12 protein-coding genes are annotated in these 15,605 nt (G+C 71.3%); 7 read left to right on the forward strand and 5 right to left on the reverse strand.

All coding sequences use genetic code 11. The features are described 5' to 3' along the window. The first annotated feature begins 11 nt into the window (after nt 1–11). The gene (gene thiC / locus IF22_RS0108020) at nt 12–1,604 is read left to right on the forward strand and encodes a phosphomethylpyrimidine synthase ThiC (RefSeq protein ID WP_030329954.1); all 1,593 of its coding nucleotides are present in this window, start codon (nt 12–14) and stop codon (nt 1,602–1,604) included. A gap of 124 nt (nt 1,605–1,728) precedes the next feature. Here thiC and IF22_RS0108025 read toward each other — a convergent pair whose 3' ends face one another. The 4 genes from IF22_RS0108025 to IF22_RS0108040 form a co-directional block, all read right to left on the reverse strand. Next, nucleotides 1,729–4,731, reverse strand: a complete 3,003-nt coding sequence (locus tag IF22_RS0108025) for a hypothetical protein (protein WP_030329956.1) — start codon at nt 4,729–4,731, stop codon at nt 1,729–1,731. A gap of 76 nt (nt 4,732–4,807) precedes the next feature. Next, nucleotides 4,808–5,116 carry a cupin domain-containing protein gene (locus IF22_RS0108030; protein ID WP_030329959.1) on the reverse strand — a complete coding sequence of 103 codons (309 nt, stop codon included), beginning with the start codon at nt 5,114–5,116 and terminating at the stop codon, nt 4,808–4,810. Further along, entirely contained in the window at nt 5,113–6,063 is a 951-nt protein-coding gene (locus IF22_RS0108035; RefSeq protein ID WP_030329961.1) for an LLM class F420-dependent oxidoreductase, read from the reverse strand. Before IF22_RS0108035 ends, IF22_RS0108030 begins: the two co-directional genes overlap by 4 nt. 2 nt (nt 6,064–6,065) lie before the next feature. Next, nucleotides 6,066–6,851 (reverse strand): ABC transporter ATP-binding protein, encoded by a 786-nt coding sequence (locus IF22_RS0108040; RefSeq protein WP_030329963.1) that lies wholly within the window; start codon nt 6,849–6,851, stop codon nt 6,066–6,068. A 270-nt stretch (nt 6,852–7,121) separates the two neighbouring features. Here IF22_RS0108040 and IF22_RS0108045 point away from each other — a divergent pair, with 270 nt between their 5' ends. Both IF22_RS0108045 and IF22_RS0108050 read left to right on the forward strand, forming a co-directional pair. Then, nucleotides 7,122–8,153 (forward strand): ABC transporter substrate-binding protein, encoded by a 1,032-nt coding sequence (locus IF22_RS0108045; RefSeq protein ID WP_030329966.1) that lies wholly within the window; start codon nt 7,122–7,124, stop codon nt 8,151–8,153. A gap of 103 nt (nt 8,154–8,256) precedes the next feature. Beyond that, nucleotides 8,257–9,114 (forward strand): ABC transporter permease, encoded by an 858-nt coding sequence (locus tag IF22_RS0108050; protein ID WP_030329969.1) that lies wholly within the window; start codon nt 8,257–8,259, stop codon nt 9,112–9,114. Between the two features lie 217 nt (nt 9,115–9,331). On the opposite strand, the gene IF22_RS0108055 is transcribed toward IF22_RS0108050, so the two are convergent. Continuing rightward, the gene (locus IF22_RS0108055) at nt 9,332–10,510 is read right to left on the reverse strand and encodes an ABC transporter substrate-binding protein (RefSeq protein WP_030329971.1); all 1,179 of its coding nucleotides are present in this window, start codon (nt 10,508–10,510) and stop codon (nt 9,332–9,334) included. Between the two features lie 444 nt (nt 10,511–10,954). On the opposite strand from IF22_RS0108055, the gene IF22_RS0108060 reads away from it, so the two are divergent. The 4 genes from IF22_RS0108060 (at nt 10,955) to IF22_RS0108075 (ending at nt 15,576) form a co-directional block, all read left to right on the forward strand. Beyond that, complete coding sequence (locus IF22_RS0108060) at nt 10,955–14,113, forward strand: sensor histidine kinase (RefSeq protein ID WP_030329973.1); 3,159 nt, start codon at nt 10,955–10,957, stop codon at nt 14,111–14,113. Next, complete coding sequence (locus tag IF22_RS0108065; RefSeq protein WP_030329975.1) at nt 14,110–14,517, forward strand: roadblock/LC7 domain-containing protein; 408 nt, start codon at nt 14,110–14,112, stop codon at nt 14,515–14,517. The genes IF22_RS0108060 and IF22_RS0108065 overlap by 4 nt, the downstream gene beginning before the upstream one ends. 89 nt (nt 14,518–14,606) lie before the next feature. After that, complete coding sequence (locus IF22_RS0108070) at nt 14,607–14,972, forward strand: DUF742 domain-containing protein (protein WP_007465174.1); 366 nt, start codon at nt 14,607–14,609, stop codon at nt 14,970–14,972. Further along, nucleotides 14,953–15,576 carry a GTP-binding protein gene (locus IF22_RS0108075; RefSeq protein WP_030329978.1) on the forward strand — a complete coding sequence of 208 codons (624 nt, stop codon included), beginning with the start codon at nt 14,953–14,955 and terminating at the stop codon, nt 15,574–15,576. Before IF22_RS0108070 ends, IF22_RS0108075 begins: the two co-directional genes overlap by 20 nt. Nucleotides 15,577–15,605 lie beyond the last annotated feature (29 nt).

A 15,605-nucleotide genomic window follows, 5' to 3' on the forward strand; every position in this document is an offset into this window, starting at 1 on the left:
AGGAGGCTGTCATGCACGCACGAGGCAAGGTGTACGTCGAGGGTTCGCGGCCGGATGTCCGGGTGCCGTTCGCGGAGGTGGGGCTGACCGGTGATCTGCCACCGGTGCGGCTCTACGACACGTCGGGTCCTGGTTCGGACCCGGAGGTGGGGCTGCCGCCGTTGCGGGGGCCGTGGATCGCCGAGCGGGGTGATGTGGCGCCGGTGCGGGGGCCGGGCACCCCGCTGGCCGGAATGGACGGTCGCCGGCCGACGCAGCTCGCGTACGCGCGGGCCGGTGTGGTGACGCCGGAGATGGAGTTCGTGGCGATCCGGGAGAACGTCGACCCGGAACTCGTTCGGTCCGAGATCGCCGCCGGCCGGGCGGTGCTCCCGCTCAACGTCAACCACCCGGAGTGCGAGCCGGCGATCATCGGAAAGGCGTTCCTGGTCAAGGTGAACGCCAACATCGGCACCTCGGCGGTCAGCTCGTCGGTCGCGGAGGAGGTGGAGAAGCTGACCTGGGCCACCCGCTGGGGCGCGGACACCGTGATGGACCTGTCCACCGGTAAGCGCATCCACGAGACCCGGGAGGCGATCGTGCGGAACTCCCCGGTGCCGATCGGAACCGTGCCGATCTACCAGGCGTTGGAGAAGGTCGGCGGCGACCCGGTGAAGTTGAGCTGGGACGTGTTCCGGGAGACCGTGATCGAGCAGGCCGAGCAGGGTGTGGACTACATGACAGTGCACGCCGGTGTGCTCCTGCCGTACGTGCCGCTGGCCGTGAACCGGGTGACCGGGATCGTGTCCCGTGGCGGTTCGATCATGGCGGCGTGGTGCCTGGCGCATCACGAGGAGAACTTCCTCTACACCTACTTCGAGGAGTTGTGCACGCTTCTCGCGAAGTACGACGTGACGTTCTCCCTCGGCGACGGGTTGCGCCCCGGCTCCATCGCTGACGCCAACGACGAGGCGCAGTTCGCCGAGCTGCGTACCCTCGGCGAGCTGACGAAGGTCGCCTGGGAGCACGACGTCCAGGTGATGATCGAGGGCCCCGGTCACGTACCGATGCACAAGATCAAGGAGAACGTGGACCTTCAGCAGGAGTGGTGCCACGAGGCGCCCTTCTACACGCTCGGTCCGTTGACCACCGACATCGCGCCGGCGTACGACCACATCACCTCGGCGATCGGCGCCGCGATGATCGGCATGTTCGGCACCGCGATGCTCTGCTACGTCACGCCGAAGGAGCACCTCGGCCTGCCGGACCGGGACGACGTGAAGGCGGGCGTGATCGCGTACAAGATCGCGGCCCACGCGGCGGACCTGGCCAAGGGGCATCCCGGCGCGCAGGCCTGGGACGACGCCCTGTCGAAGGCGCGGTTCGAGTTCCGCTGGGAGGACCAGTTCAACCTCTCGCTGGACCCGGAGACGGCCCGCTCGTACCACGACGCGACACTGCCCGCCGAGCCGGCGAAGACCGCGCACTTCTGCTCGATGTGTGGCCCGAAGTTCTGCTCCATGAAGATCACCCAAGAGCTCAAGGAGTACGCGGCGCGCGGCATGAAGGACAAGTCGGACGAGTTCATCTCCGGCGGTAGCCGGGTCTACCTGCCGCTCGCCTGACCTGCCCGCTGGGCCGGGCCGTCAGTGGTCCGGTGCGCGGGTTGCCGTGGGTTGATCGACTCGGGTTCATGAATGTCGGGTCGTCCGGGTGACTGTGTCAGCCCGGACGACCCGAGTCGATCGGTCAGTCGCGGTGGTGTCGGCCGCTGGAGCGCAACGACCGGCGGCCGTTCTCCTGCTCGGGCTCGTTGTCCGACACCGGCTTGCTCAGCCCGGCGACCCAGTCGACGAATTCCTCGTCCTGGGTGGCCAGCGGCTCGGCCGCATCCGACGTCTTCGGGCCCTCCTCGTCGGCACGGGACCGGTTGCGGCGGAACAGCCCACCGAGTCGTCCTCGCCGGGAGGGTTGCTCCGCCACCTGTGCCGGTGACGTGGCGTCGGCACCCGCCGGATCGCCGGTGCCGCTGTCGGTCGCACCGGCGGGCGCGCCCACCGTCCCCGGCAACTCCGTCGGCTTCGGGTGTTGGGCCGCTACTGTCGGCTCGCTGGTGCCGGTCGAGGTCGTCCGTGCCGACGAGCTGTCCCGCGGTTCCGTCGACCTGGCGCGCCGGGAGGTGTCGAACGCGTTCCAGGTGCCGGCCCGGCTCAGATCCGGCAACGGTGCCCGATGCCGGGGCCTGGGCGTCGGCTCGGTCGGCTCGTCGGGCCCCCTCGAACCGTCCGACGCCGTCGTCTCGGGCTCGGCGGCCTGCGGTGGCACCGTCCACGCCGAGGTGACCGGCCAGGCCGACGGTGCGGGCGTCCAGCGGTCCGTGTCCGGGTCATCGGCGGCGGTGGCCCCGAACAACCCGGCGGCGGGAACCTCGGGGGCGGGCCCGGCGCTGTCGATGCCCCCGGCGATCACCGAGTCACTGGTCGGGTCGGCCGGTGCTGTCGAGCTGCCCGTGCCGGTCTTCGGAGCGCGTGGGGAGGCGGTGGCCGCCGCGGCAGAGTCGCCGGTCGCTGTCGGTGCCGCCGGTGCTCGCGCCGCGTCAGCTGGGGCGGTCGGTGCGTGTGTCGCCCCGGCGGTGGTGGTCGGTGCCTCGGCGGTTGCCGTGGCCGGTGACTCGGCGTCGGCCGGCACCGGCGTCGTGCCGCCTCCGGCGGCCGTCGAGCGGGCCGGCGTTCGCTTCGAGCCGGTGGCCGTTGCTCGCCGCCCGCCGGGAGCGGTGCTGCGGGCTGCTGCCGTGTCGGCGTCAGCAGCCGACGTGGGCTCGGACGTCGCGCTCGACCGCTCACCCGGGCTCTCCTGGCCGGGCACCGCAGTGGCGGTGGCCGCGTCGGAGCCAACGCTGTCGGCGGACCTGCCCGGCCCGGTCGCCCTCTTGGCGCGGTCGGGAGCCGTCTCGTCGGTGCTCGTCTCGGGGGTGCTCGTGTCGGGGGTGGCCGTCGTGTCGGTGGGGGACGTGCCGTCAGCCACGGCGTCCGGGTCGGTCTTCGGCTTGCGGGCTCGCCGCGGCTTGATCGTCTGCGGCGGCTCGGGCGTGCCGTGGCCGGTCGTGTCCGTGCCGGGTGCGTCGGTGCTGGTCGTGTGCGTGCTGGTCGTGTCCGTGCCGGGTGCGTCGGTGCTGGTCGTGTGCGTGCCGGTCGTGTCCGTGCCGGGTGCGTCGGTGCTGGTCGGGGTGGCGGCCTTGCGGGTGGTGCGCCGACCGGTCAGCTTGCCGCTCGTGCCCGTCGCCACGCTGTCGGTCGGCCCGTCGGCCGCTCGGCCGCCTGCCGGGTTGGTGGCGTCGGTGCGTCCGGCGGCGCTGCTGGTCGCGGTGGCGGCACTGGCGTCGGTGCTGGCCGAGGGCCCGGTCGTGGCCGGGGCGTCATCGTCGCGCACCGAGGGCGTCTGGGCTGCCGCGGCGAGTTCACCGGTCGGCGCGGTCAGCCAGGCAGCGGACTGAGTCGGACCGGCGGGAGACAACGAACCAGCGGAAGACAGCGGATCAGCGGCGGACAACGGACCAGCGGGAGACGCCGGGCCGGCGGGGGACAGCGGATCCGCCGGAGACGGCGGGGTGGAGGCGGACGGAGCAGCGGCGGGAGTCGGGCCGTGCTGGCCGCTCGCTGTGGTCCCCGGCCAGTCCCAGTGGGCCGGGACGGTGCGTACGCCCTCGGGGTCGCCCGTCGGCCACGGGCCGGCGACGACGTCCGGCTGCGCGCGGGTGGACAGTTCGGCGTTGGCCGATTCCGGGTCGGCGCGCTCGGCGGTGTCCCGATCGTTCGCCGACGCGGCGTCGGGCAACGCCGGGCCGGCGGGCAGTGGGCGCAGGATGGCGGTGGGCTTGATCGCCTGTGGATCGGCGGTACGGGTGCCCGTCGGCCAGCGCAGCAGCGCGGCGGCGGCCGCGCCGAGTGCTCCGGCGAGGATCGCGATCAACGAGCCGTAGTAGGGGGTGGCCTGGTAGCGGTCCACCGCGTCACCCGGACCGGCGGTCAGGTAGGCGAACGCCACCAGCACCGGTCCGGCCACCCCGGTGGCCCCGCTGACCAGTGGGGCCTGGCCGCGCCAGCGAGCCAGCCCGGCGGTCGCCGCGCCGGCCAGCAGCGCCACGGTGGGCAGCAGGAGCAGCGCCAGCCGCTGGGCGGCGGCGTCGCCGAGCCAGCTCGGCTCCAGCACGCCGAGCCGGACGGTCGGCAGCGGGCCGACAGTGCCGAGCGACGGTAGGACGGAGATGAGCGCCAGCAACCAGACCGCACCGGCCACTGCCGTCATGTTCCAGCCCAGCTCGGGCCGGAACAGGACGGCGATCGCCGCGCCCGCCCCGATCACCGCACCGACCATGGCGCAGATGCCCACCGCCCAGACCGGGTCGACGGAGATCAGCTCCGCGGCGCGGGCGGGCTGCATGCAGAGCGGGGCGATGACTGTGGCGCCGAGCGCCGCCGCGCCACCGACCGCCAACTGCCGGCCGGTGCTGGCCGCCGGAACGTCGCGGCGGGCGAGGCGTCCGGTCAGGACGGCACCAGCCACGGCGGCGTTCGCGGCGAACCAGCCCACCCAGACGAGCTGGGCCGGCCACTGGTTGACTGTCGTACCGGTGAATGCGCCGGTCAGGCGGACGATGCCGAAACCGTACGCGACGCCGAGCTGGCCGGCTCCGGCCAGCACGCTCACCCCGAGCGCCGTGAGCAGCAGTTTGCCCCAGGTCCGAAAGGCCATGTCCGGCACGTTACGCACCTGGTACACCCGATAGCCAACGGCGCGCCGCGCGGCACGCCGGTGGCCACCGGCGGGTCTACTTGAGTTCGACCAGCCGGGCCAGGTAAGTCGTATCCCCGACATTGGTCAGCATGTGCACCGCGCCCGGGTCCCGGTAGACCACCCCGCCGGTGGGCTCGTCGGCGTCGATCCGGGTGCCGTCGACGGTCTGTACGACGTTCTTGGCGCCCTCGATCGCCACCACCAGGTAGGGGTGGTCGTGCCGGTGCAGCGGTTGCCGCTCGCCCGGTTCGAGGCGGATGTGCCAGACCCGGACCCGGTCGTTCTCGTACACGATCTCCTGACCCACCGGTCCGAGTTCGGTTCCGTCGATCACGTCGGTCATCGTGCTCCGTCCAGTTGGGGCAGCACCTCGGCGGCGATCAGCTCAAGGTGGTCGAGATCATCGAAGTCGATCAGGCGCAGGTGGACCCGCGTGGTGCCGATGGCGGCGAACTCGTTGATCCGTTGCGCGAGTTGCGCGGGGGAGCCGACCACCGGGTCCTCCGGAGGCAGCGCGCTCTTCTCGTGCAGGGGCGCGGCCCGACGCTGGGCCTCCGCGTCGGTGCGGCCGATGGCGACGACGATGCCGGCGGAGAGCACCAACGGGTCGCGCCCGGACTCCGCCCGTCCGGTCCGCTCACACGCCTCGCGCACCCGGTCGTACGCCTCGGCGGTGACGGCCACGGACTTGAACGGCATGTTGAACTCGTCGGCGTACCGGGCGGCCAGTTCGGGTGTGCGCTTGGGGCCGCGCCCGCCCACGATGATCGGCGGGCCGGGAACCTGCACCGGCTTGGGCAGCGCGGGAGCGTCCACCAGCCGGTAGTGGTCGCCGGTGAAGGTGTACGTCTGGCCGGGCGGGGTGCCCCACAAACCGGTGATCACCTCCAGCTGCTCGGCGAGCCGGTCGAAGCGCTCGCCGACCGCCGGGAACGGGATGCCGTACGAGGTGTGCTCGCGCTCGTACCAGCCGGCGCCGATGCCCAGGTCGACCCGGCCACCGCTCATCTGGTCGACCTGCGCGACCATCACCGCGAGCGGGCCGGGCAGGCGGAACGTGGCCGACGTCACCAGGGTGCCGAGCCGGATCCGTTCGGTTTCCCGGGCCAGGGCGGCGAGGGTCAGCCAGGCGTCCGTCGGGCCGGGCAGGCCCGGGTCCGCGCCCATCGACTGGTAGTGATCGGCGCGGAGGAAGCCCTCGTAGCCGCAGGCCTCAACCAGCCGGGCGAACCGGAGCTGGGTGTCGTAGCTGGCGCCACGGTTCGGCTCGGTGAAGACCGACACCCGCATGGTCAGTGTCCTTCCGCGCCGACGGAGGCCGGCTGCTCGCGTTCCATCAGCAGTTCGTGCAGGTCGGCACTGACCTGGGCGACGTCGGCCAGGTGGGCGTTGCGGCCCAGGGTGCGGGGCCGGGGGATGGCCACCTCGACGACCTTGCGGATCCGGCCGGGACGGGGGCTCAGCACGACCACCCGGTCGGCGAGCAGCACCGCCTCGTCGATCGAGTGGGTGACGAAGACGATCGTCGGCTTGTTCTCCATGTGCACCCGCTGGAGTTCGCCGGAGAGTTCCTCGCGGGTGAGCGCGTCCAGCGCGGAGAACGGCTCGTCCATCAGCATCACCCGGGGCTCGCCGATCAGCGACCGGCACAGTGACACCCGCTGCTGCATGCCGCCGGAGAGCTCGTGCGGCAGCCGCTTCTCGAAGCCGGCCAACCCAGCCACGTCGAGCAGTTGCCGGGCCCGTTCCCGGTGCTTGGCGCGGCTCCAGCCGAAGATCTCCACGGGCAGCAGGACGTTGTCCAGCACGGTGCGCCAGGGCAGCAGCGCCGGCTTCTGGAACAGCATGGCGATGTCCTGGCGCGGGCGGGTGATTGGCGTACCGGCGACGGTGATCTCACCGGCGCTCAGCGGGAGCAGGCCGGCGATCAGCCGCAGCAGAGTGGACTTGCCGCAGCCGGAGCGGCCGAGCACGGCGACGAACTCGCCCTCGGCGACGTCGAGGTCGATGCCGCGCAGCGCCTCCACCCGGCCGGACCGGCCCTCGAAGGTTCGGGACACCCCGGACAGTCGGATCATCTCCGGCGTACCTCCGCTGAGTCGAGGGTCAGGAATCCGACAAAGGCTAACCGCCGTGTCGAGGTATGGCACCGGCTGGGGTGGTCGTCATGTTGTTTCCGTTCCGCAACCCGATACGCCTGGCGTCACAACTGTGGGTTTCTCGTACGCTGTGCCCGCGAAGAGTCCCCTCACGACGGCGGAGCCCGGCTTCCACCCCTCTCGCCGGCCCGTCATAACAACCCCCTCCGGTGGCCTGCCGGCCCCGGTCGGAAAGGACATGGTGCACTGATGAGAAGGCTGACCCGTACGGTCGCTACGGCCGCGCTGGCCACCGCCCTCGCCCTTGTCTCCGCCTGCAGCAGCGGGTCGGATTCGGCCGACGACGTCAAGGGCGGCGACGGCAAGGCGCTGGAGAAGGTGACCTACCTCACCTCGTTCGGCAACTTCGGCCGTGACTCCTACGCCTGGGTGGCAAAGGACAAGGGCTTCTTCAAGGAAGCCGGCTTCGACGTCGAGATCAAGGCCGGCCAGGGCACCGGCGGCGTGATCCAGACCGTCGTCGGCGGCCAGGCCGACTTCGGCCCGATCGACCTCACCGGCGGTCTGCTCCAGCTCGGCAACGGCCAGGCGAAGGACTTCACCGCGGTGGCCGCGATCCAGCAGCGCACCATGGCGGGCATCGCCACCGTCGAGGGCAAGAACATCAGCTCCCCGAAGGACCTGGAGGGCAAGAAGCTCGCCGACACCCCCGGGTCCGTGGTCCGCAACCTCTTCCCGACGTACGCCCGGCTCGCCGGTGTGGACGCGACCAAGGTGACCTGGGTCAACGGTGAGGCGCAGAACCTGATCGGCACGCTGGCCTCCGGCTCGGTGGACGGCATCGGTCAGTTCGTCGTCGGTCAGCCGACCATCGAGGCGGCGGCCAAGAAGAAGGCCGTCATGCTGCCGTACAGCAACGTGATGCAGGACCTCTACGGCAACGTGCTGATCACCTCCTCGAAGATCGCCAAGGAGAAGCCCGAGATGGTGAAGCGGTTCACCGCGGCGCTGCTCAAGGGCCTCGAGTACAGCCTGGCGAACTCCAAGGAGGCCGCCGACATCCTGAAGAAGAACGTCGACGCCACCAACCCGGTCTCCGCCGCCGCCGAGCTGGACCTGATGGCCGCGTACGTCCGCTCCGGCAACACCGGCACCGCGATCGGCACCCTGGACAGCGGCCGGGTCGCCAAGAGCATCGCCATCCTGCAGGGCGCCGGCGCGCTGAAGCAGAACATCACCCCCGAGCAGATCATCGACTTCAGCCTCGCGCCGAAGGCCTGATCGTCCGGTCGTCATCAGGGGGTACGTTCCGCCGATCCCGGTGGGGCGTACCCCCGACGCTCGTCGGCCCCCGGCGGGCCGTGGGATTTCGAGGAGGACAGAGATGACCGACGTCCGGTCAGCGGACCCGGCGGTGGCGGAAACCCCGCCTCCCAACGCCGGCCCCGAGGCGGGGCGCGCGGGTCGAGGCGCCGGCCTGCGCGCCGGTGCCGATGCGGTGCTGCCCGCGGTCGGCATCCTGACCGCGCTGGCGGCGTGGTGGCTGGTCGCCCGGCTGGAACTGGTTCACCCGGTCGCCCTGCCGCCGCCCGGTGACGTGCTCAACGCGTTCGTCGAGAAGCCCGTCCAGTTGTTGGAGCACACCTGGGACACCACGCTGGAGATCCTGACCGGCTTCGCCCTCTCGGTGGTCGCCGGTGTGCTGATCGGGCTCGCCCTGGCCAGCTCCCGCACTGTGGAGCGGATGTTCACCCCGCTGCTCGTCGCGGTGAACGCGGTGCCCAAGATCACATTGGGTCCACTGCTGGTGGTGGCGCTGGGCTGGGGCCAGAAACCGATCCTGACCATGGTGTTCCTGCTCTGCTTCTTCCCGATCGTGCTCTCCACCGCGACCGGGCTGACCACCACGCCGGCCGACCTGGCCGAACTGGTGCGCTCCTGGAACGCCTCCCGCTGGCAGGCGTTCCGCAAGGTGCGCTTCCCGGCCGCGCTGCCGCAGATCTTCGTCGGGCTCAAGGTGGGCATGCCGCTGGCCGCTATCGGCGCGGTGATCGGTGAGTTCCAGGCCGGTGAGAGTGGCCTGGGCTACGTCATCACGCAGTACGCGGGCATCGGCGACGCCGCCACCGCCTGGGCGGCGATCATGCTGGTGGCGCTGGTGAGCATCCTGCTCTACTCGGCGCTCCTGCTGATCGAGCGAATCGCCCTGCCCTGGGTCCGAGAAACCACCAGCAGCCGCTGAAGGCAAACCAACAACAGAAGAGATCAATCCCAGAAAACGCGAAGGGCCGGCCTCCCATCGGAGGCCGGCCCTTGTCGCGTCGAAGCCGCAGGCGAGTCAGGTGTGGCCGACCGTGCCCGGCGCAGGGATCAAGCCTGACCGCCCGGAGCCGGGCACGGTCGGCCACACCCCCCACCCGGCACCCCGACAAGCCCTGCCAGATGAAAGGCCCAAGCGTCTACCCCGCCAGCCGCCAGCGACCATTGCGGGCGACAAGCGTGGTGAGCGCCTGCGGCATCAGGCCGCTGTGGTTGTCCGGAGTCATGCGGATCGGGCCGGACAGACCGTCCATCTGGGACGTCTCCAGCACGTCCCGAATGCCGTTGCGGTCGACCTTCCCGATCTCGCCGCCGGCGCGCAGTTCGGCGTCGGCGATGAGCTGGACGGCGTCCGCGGCGAAGGACGAGGACCCGTTGTAGCCGCCGAAGCGTGCCGTGTAGTCCTGGAACCACTGCCGCCGCGCGGCCTTGGCCGGCGTGGTCGCGATCACGTCGTCGATCACCATCGTCTGCGTGAAGATCAGCGTCGCCTTCTCGGTCGCCTTGGCGGCCGCGCCGAGGAAGAGGTCCCCGGCCGCTCCCGCGTCGAAGTAGATCGACCCACGGAAGGTGGTCTGCTGGGCGCTGGCGGCGGCCAGGGTCGCCTGCTCCGGCGGGGTCCAGAAGACCATCGCGTCGGGCTTGCCCGAGGCGAGCTGCTGCACCTGCCGGTTCACGTCGGTGTCGGTGGTCTTGATCCGCTGCTGCCGGAGCGAGATGTTTGCCTTGTCCAGCTCGCTCTTGAGGGCGGTCGCGCCCTCCTGGCCGTAGTCGTCGTCGCTGACCAGCATCCCCACCTTGCGGATGTTGTTGCGGCGCAGTTCGGTGGTCAGCGCGGCGGCGCTGTCCGGGGCGTTAGGGCCCAGCTTGAACACGTAACGCCGTTCGGCGACCGGTGCCGCGATCGCGCCGGAAGCGGCTAGCGCAATGGTGGGAATCCGCTTCTCGTTGATGGTGCCGACCGCACCGACCGCACATTCGTTGCAGCCGCCCATGATGATGGCGCTGACCCGCGAATCGTTGCTGAAGTCGACGATGTTGCGAAGTGACTCGGCGGAGTCGGAACGGTTGTCCTTGACCGTCAGCTTGATCTCCCGGCCGTTCAGTGCTCCGGAGGAGTTCAACTGCTCGACCTTGAGTTCGAGGGCTCGCTGGTATGTCCGGCCAACAGTGGCTGCGGCGCCGGACAGTTCGAGATCAGCGGCGATCACGATCGGACTCGTGTCCTGCTCTGCCTCGCCGAACTGGCAGCCGGTGAGCGTGGTGGCCACTACGGCCGATGCGAGCGCCGCGATGGTCGCGGAGCGGATGGGGCTCAACTCAGTCCTCCAGGTGCGGGCGCGGGCGCTGCCCGGTCACCGCCGCTAATCCGTCCTCAGTGGAGGGCGGGATCTTCTCTGCCGTACGGTGTGCGCGAAGCCTGCAAAACCTTGCCAATGGCCGGCGCTGTGGTCAAGCGCGGACCCCGGTGGCATTTTCGGGACGGCCATCCCACATGCTGGGGTAACGCAATGTTTGCAAAAGCTCACTTTGCATACACGCGTGACCACTCTGGAGTTACATGCCCTGTTCAGGGGCTTGCGGAAATGAAGGTATCAGTTGACCGGATCACGGGATGCGCTCCGTCCGACCGTTTCCTACCTCACTGCGGCTTCCCAAACACGATCATCTCTGATGAAATCGCGGCCGTGCCGCGCGTGGTCCCCTCCGCTTACGGCATGGCTCGGCGGCTCAGGCGGGGAAGAAACGACGGAGGCGATGTCGTGAGCACCGGACCGACGACCCTGCCCGCGCTCGGCGACAGCAACCGGCGTGAACGCCGACGGATGCCGAGACTGCGCGACGCCCGGATCCGGTCCAAGCTGGCGCTGATTCTGGTCGTCCCGGTGGCGGCGGTGATCGCGCTGGCCACGGTCCGTCTGATCTCCGTCGGCGAAGGCGCCTTCGACGCCACCCGGGCCCGGTCGCTGACCGCCCTCTCCATCGACGTCAGCGCTCTCACCCAGGATCTCCACGCCGAGCGGATGGCCGCAGCCGCCTACCTGGCCACCCCGCAGCAGCCGGCCGACGCGTACAACCTGCGGGTCCGCCAGACGCAGCAGAAGGTGGACGAGTACCGCGCCGAGCGAGGCCGGATCGGCGACGTGCCGGCCGCCCTACGGGACCGGCTGGCCGCCATCGACGACCACCTGGCCACTCTGGACGGCACCCGCCAGGAGGTGCTGGACCGCCGGCAGATGGCGGTCGCCGAGGCGGTGCTCCGCTACGGGGTCATCCTCACCGACCTGGTTTCGTACGGTGACGGTCTGGCCCAGCTGCCCGGCGACGAGAGCCTGGCGGACAGCCGCCGCGCCGTCGCCGCGTTCGCCCGCGCCAAGGCTTCCGTCGCCGAGGAAGAGGCGGTCGCCTTCACCGCGCTGACGGCCGGCCAGCTCGACTCGGAGCAGTTCTCGTCCTTCGTGGCAACGTTGACCGGTCAGCAGGAGGCCCTGGTCGCCTTCTCGCTGGCCGCCGACCCGGTGCAGCGCGGCCTGGTCAACAGCACCGTCTCCGGCGACGCGGTCGGTCTGTCCGACCGGGTGGCCACCGACATCACCCGCTCGGTCGGGCAGCGCCCGCTGGTCAGCGCGCAGGACGCCACCGCGGCCATCGGCGCCGTGAACGACCTGATGCGCTGGGCCGAGATCCAACTGCAGGACCGACTGCTCCAGCAGGCCGACCAGGCGCGTTCGGACGTCATCCGGCAGGCAGTGGTCGAGTCGGTGCTGGTGCTGCTGACCCTGATCATCGCCGTGTCGCTGGCCGTGGTGCTGGCCCGCTCGCTCAACCACTCGCTGCGCCGACTGCGTGAGGGCGCCCTCTCGGTGGCCAACCACGACCTGCCCGACGCCGTGCAGCGGCTGCAGAACATGGGCAGCGTGGGCGACGGCGGGGTGGACGAGATCGTCCGCCAGGTCCGCGACCCCATCCAGCTCAACAGTCGCGACGAGGTCGGTCAGGTGGCGCTGGCCTTCAACGTCGTCCACCGGGAGGCGGTGCGGGTCGCCGCCGAGCAGGCGGCACTGCGGACCAGCGTCTCGGCGATGTTCCTCAACCTGGCCCGCCGCAGTCAGACCCTGGTCGACCGGATGATCGGCGAGCTGGACGCGATCGAGCGCGGCGAGGAGGACCCGAAGCGGCTCGCGCAGCTCTTCGAACTGGACCACCTGGCCACTCGAATGCGCCGCAACGACGAGAACCTGCTGGTCCTGGCCGGCGCCGACTCCGCCGTACCGCGTCGTGACGACGCGTTGGTGGTGGACGTGCTGCGCGCCGCCCAGTCCGAGGTGGAGCTGTACAACCGCATCGAGTTCGGGACCGTGGACACCGACATCTCGGTGGCCGCCCACGCGGTCAACGACGTGGTACGTCTCGTCGCCGAACTCCTCGACAACGCCACCCGGTTCTCACCGCCGAACACCACTGTGGTCGCCGACGGTCGCCGGATCCGCGACTACGTGCTGATCCAGATCGAGGACCGTGGGCTCGGCCTCACCGACGAACAGCTCGACTCGCTCAACCGGCGGCTGGCCGCCCCGCCGAGCGTCGACGTCGCCGCGTTCCGGCTGATGGGTCTGGCCGTGGTGAGTCGGCTCGCCTCCCGCTACGGCATCCGGGTGGAGCTGCGCCGCAACGTCGAGGGCGGCACCGTAGCCCAGGTGACGCTGCCCGCCACCACGGTGGTGCTGCCCAGCAACCGGGGCCGGGAGCAGGTGCTCACCCGGCCGCGTCAGCCGATGGCCGTGGAGCAGACGCCGCTCACCCCGGTCGGTCACGCCGAGCAGTTCGCCGGTGCCGCCACGTCGGCGGCGACGCTGCCCGACCAGTGGCGGACCAGCACGCCGGCACCCGCCCAGTGGCAGTCACCGCTCGACTCGCGGGACACCACCCCGGCCGTACAGGCGGGTGGCTACACCGGACCGCGCTCGACCATGCCGCCCGTACCCGCCGACCCGGCACCGGCCGCTCCGGCACCCGCCGCCCCGCTCCCGCCGGCACGTCCGGCGTACAGCAACGGCGCGGGCGCCTCGATGGGCAGCCCGACGGTGGCCTACCCGACGGTCGACCCGCTGCCACGTCGGGGCGCCACCGCGGATGGCGCGGACGGGCGCGGCGGCCAGGGCCTTCCGGTCGGGCCGGTCGCCGGGCCGGGTGCGGTGGCACCACCGGCCGCACCGCCGGTCCCCGCCGCACCGCCGGTGCCTGCCGTGCCGTCGGTGCCCGCCGCACCGGTCAGCACCCGGCCCGACTTCCCCGCCGAAGCGCCGATCTTCCGGGAGATGGAAGCGGTCTGGTTCCGGTCCCACGGCGACGACGCCACCGCGATCTTCACCCGGCCCAACTTCGACGAGCCGCCCGCACCCGCCGCCGACTCCGGGCTGCGCAGCGGCAACAGCGCGGCGTCCGTGCCGGCCGCGCCGGCCCGGCCGAAGCTGCCGACCCGCACCCCGGGCAGCTCCGACGGCACGACCGCGCCGGGCACCGGGGGCAACGGCGGCGCGACGATGGACGGGTTCGCCGCCCGGTCGTCGGCGCCACCGTCGTACACCCCGACCCCGAGCCCGGCACCGGCTGGCCGGACGGCTCCGGCCGCGCCCGCTCCCGACCCGGAGGCCTGGCGTACGGCGGCCGACGAGGGCTGGTCGCGGGCAAGCCGGGCTGCCGAGCCGGCCCCCGCCGGGACCACCCGTTCCGGGTTGCCCAAGCGGGTGCCGCAGGCACAGCTCGTGCCGGGTGGCATCGAGCCCAAGAGCGGCCGGGACCGCAGCCGGCGGACCCCGGATGAAGTACGTGGTCTGCTGTCGGCCTACCACCGCGGTGTGCAGCGCGGTCGTACGGCCGGAACGGACCTGAACAGCACCTCGACCAAGGAGAGCCGATGAACAGGCCAGCTGCCATGCAGGACATGGGTTGGCTGCTCACCAACTTCGCCGACAGCGTGGCGGGCATCGCCCACGTGGTGGCGGTGTCCGCAGACGGGCTGTTGCTCGCGTCCTCCCGGGACCTGCCGGCGGACCGGGCGGACCAGCTCGCTGCGATCACCTCCGGGGTGGTGAGCCTGACCGAGGGCGCGGCCCGGATGTTCAGCGCGGGCGGGGTGTTGCAGACAGTCATCGAGATGGACAGCGGGTACCTCTTCCTGATGTCGATCAGCGACGGTTCGTCGATGGCCGTGCTGGCCGCGCGCAGCTGCGACGTGGGTCAGGTGGGCTACGAGATGGCGTTGCTGGTCGAACGGGTGGGCGCCGCGCTGGTGCCGCTGCCGCGCGACGCGGTGCGCTCTTAACACCGGGGGACGGCGCTCACTTCGAGTGCCGGACCAGGGACGAGAGGCGGCGCAGGCCGGCTCCGCAAGGGACGAGGAGGTGACCGGGAATGGACCAACGACGCGCTGACCCGCGCGGCGCGCTGGTGCGTCCGTACGCGGTCACCCGTGGTCGTACCGAGCCCCGACAGGACATCGCCCTTGAGGCCGTCCTCACCGCCTCGCCCACCCAGGTCGCGGAGTCCCGCTTCGCCGGGCACGACAAGCACCGCATCGCCACGGTCTGTGAGGGCCGAGCACAGTCGCTGGCGGAGATCGCCGCGTACACCCGGATGCCGCTGGGCGTCGCCCGGGTGTTGGTCGCCGACATGGTGGCCGAGAGCCTGCTGACGTTACACACTGCTGCTCCCGCCGAGGGGTTCGAGGAGCGGATGGAACTGCTTGGAAGGGTGCTAAGTGGACTTCGCAGGCTATGACCCCGCAGGGGGGCGGCCGGGCCGGGGAATCGTATCCGCGAAGATCGTCGTCGCGGGCGGCTTCGGCGTCGGTAAGACGACACTGGTCGGGGCGATCTCCGAGATCACACCGCTGACCACCGAGGCGTTGATGACCGCGGCGGGTGTCGGCATCGACGACCCGTCCAAGGTGCCGGGCAAGGAGACCACCACGGTCGCCATGGACTTCGGCCGGATCACCATGGCCCAGGACCTGATCCTGTACCTCTTCGGTACACCGGGTCAGACGCGGTTCTGGTTCATGTGGGACGAGATCATCCGGGGGGCGGTGGGTGCCGCCGTGCTGGTGGACACCCGCCGGATCACCGATGCCTTCGCCCCGCTGGACTACTTCGAGAACCGCAACCTGCCGTACGTGGTGGCGCTGAACAAGTTCGACGGCGCTCCGCAGTACGAGGCGGAGGAGGTCCGCGAGGCGCTGGCCATCTCGCCGCAGGTGCCGCTGGTGATGACCGACGCCCGGCAGCGGGACTCGGTCAAGCAGGTGCTGGTGACGGTGGTCGAGCACGCCATGCTCCGGCTCCAGTCGGAGCACGGGCGGGGCTTCCCGACGCCGGTCGGCTGAACCACCGCGTCACGGCCGGCGCGCGACGG

Source organism: Micromonospora parva (assembly GCF_000718515.1).
GTDB lineage: Bacteria > Actinomycetota > Actinomycetes > Mycobacteriales > Micromonosporaceae > Micromonospora > Micromonospora parva.

What these genes read in the sequence shown, in the direction of transcription:
- thiC (WP_030329954.1), top strand. Translation starts at nt 12, where the DNA reads ATGCACGCACGAGGCAAGGTGTACGTCGAGGGTTCGCGGCCGGATGTC.
- IF22_RS0108025 (WP_030329956.1), bottom strand. Translation starts at nt 4,731, where the DNA reads ATGGCCTTTCGGACCTGGGGCAAACTGCTGCTCACGGCGCTCGGGGTG.
- IF22_RS0108030 (WP_030329959.1), bottom strand. Translation starts at nt 5,116, where the DNA reads ATGACCGACGTGATCGACGGAACCGAACTCGGACCGGTGGGTCAGGAG.
- IF22_RS0108035 (WP_030329961.1), bottom strand. Translation starts at nt 6,063, where the DNA reads ATGCGGGTGTCGGTCTTCACCGAGCCGAACCGTGGCGCCAGCTACGAC.
- IF22_RS0108040 (WP_030329963.1), bottom strand. Translation starts at nt 6,851, where the DNA reads ATGATCCGACTGTCCGGGGTGTCCCGAACCTTCGAGGGCCGGTCCGGC.
- IF22_RS0108045 (WP_030329966.1), top strand. Translation starts at nt 7,122, where the DNA reads ATGAGAAGGCTGACCCGTACGGTCGCTACGGCCGCGCTGGCCACCGCC.
- IF22_RS0108050 (WP_030329969.1), top strand. Translation starts at nt 8,257, where the DNA reads ATGACCGACGTCCGGTCAGCGGACCCGGCGGTGGCGGAAACCCCGCCT.
- IF22_RS0108065 (WP_030329975.1), top strand. Translation starts at nt 14,110, where the DNA reads ATGAACAGGCCAGCTGCCATGCAGGACATGGGTTGGCTGCTCACCAAC.
- IF22_RS0108070 (WP_007465174.1), top strand. Translation starts at nt 14,607, where the DNA reads ATGGACCAACGACGCGCTGACCCGCGCGGCGCGCTGGTGCGTCCGTAC.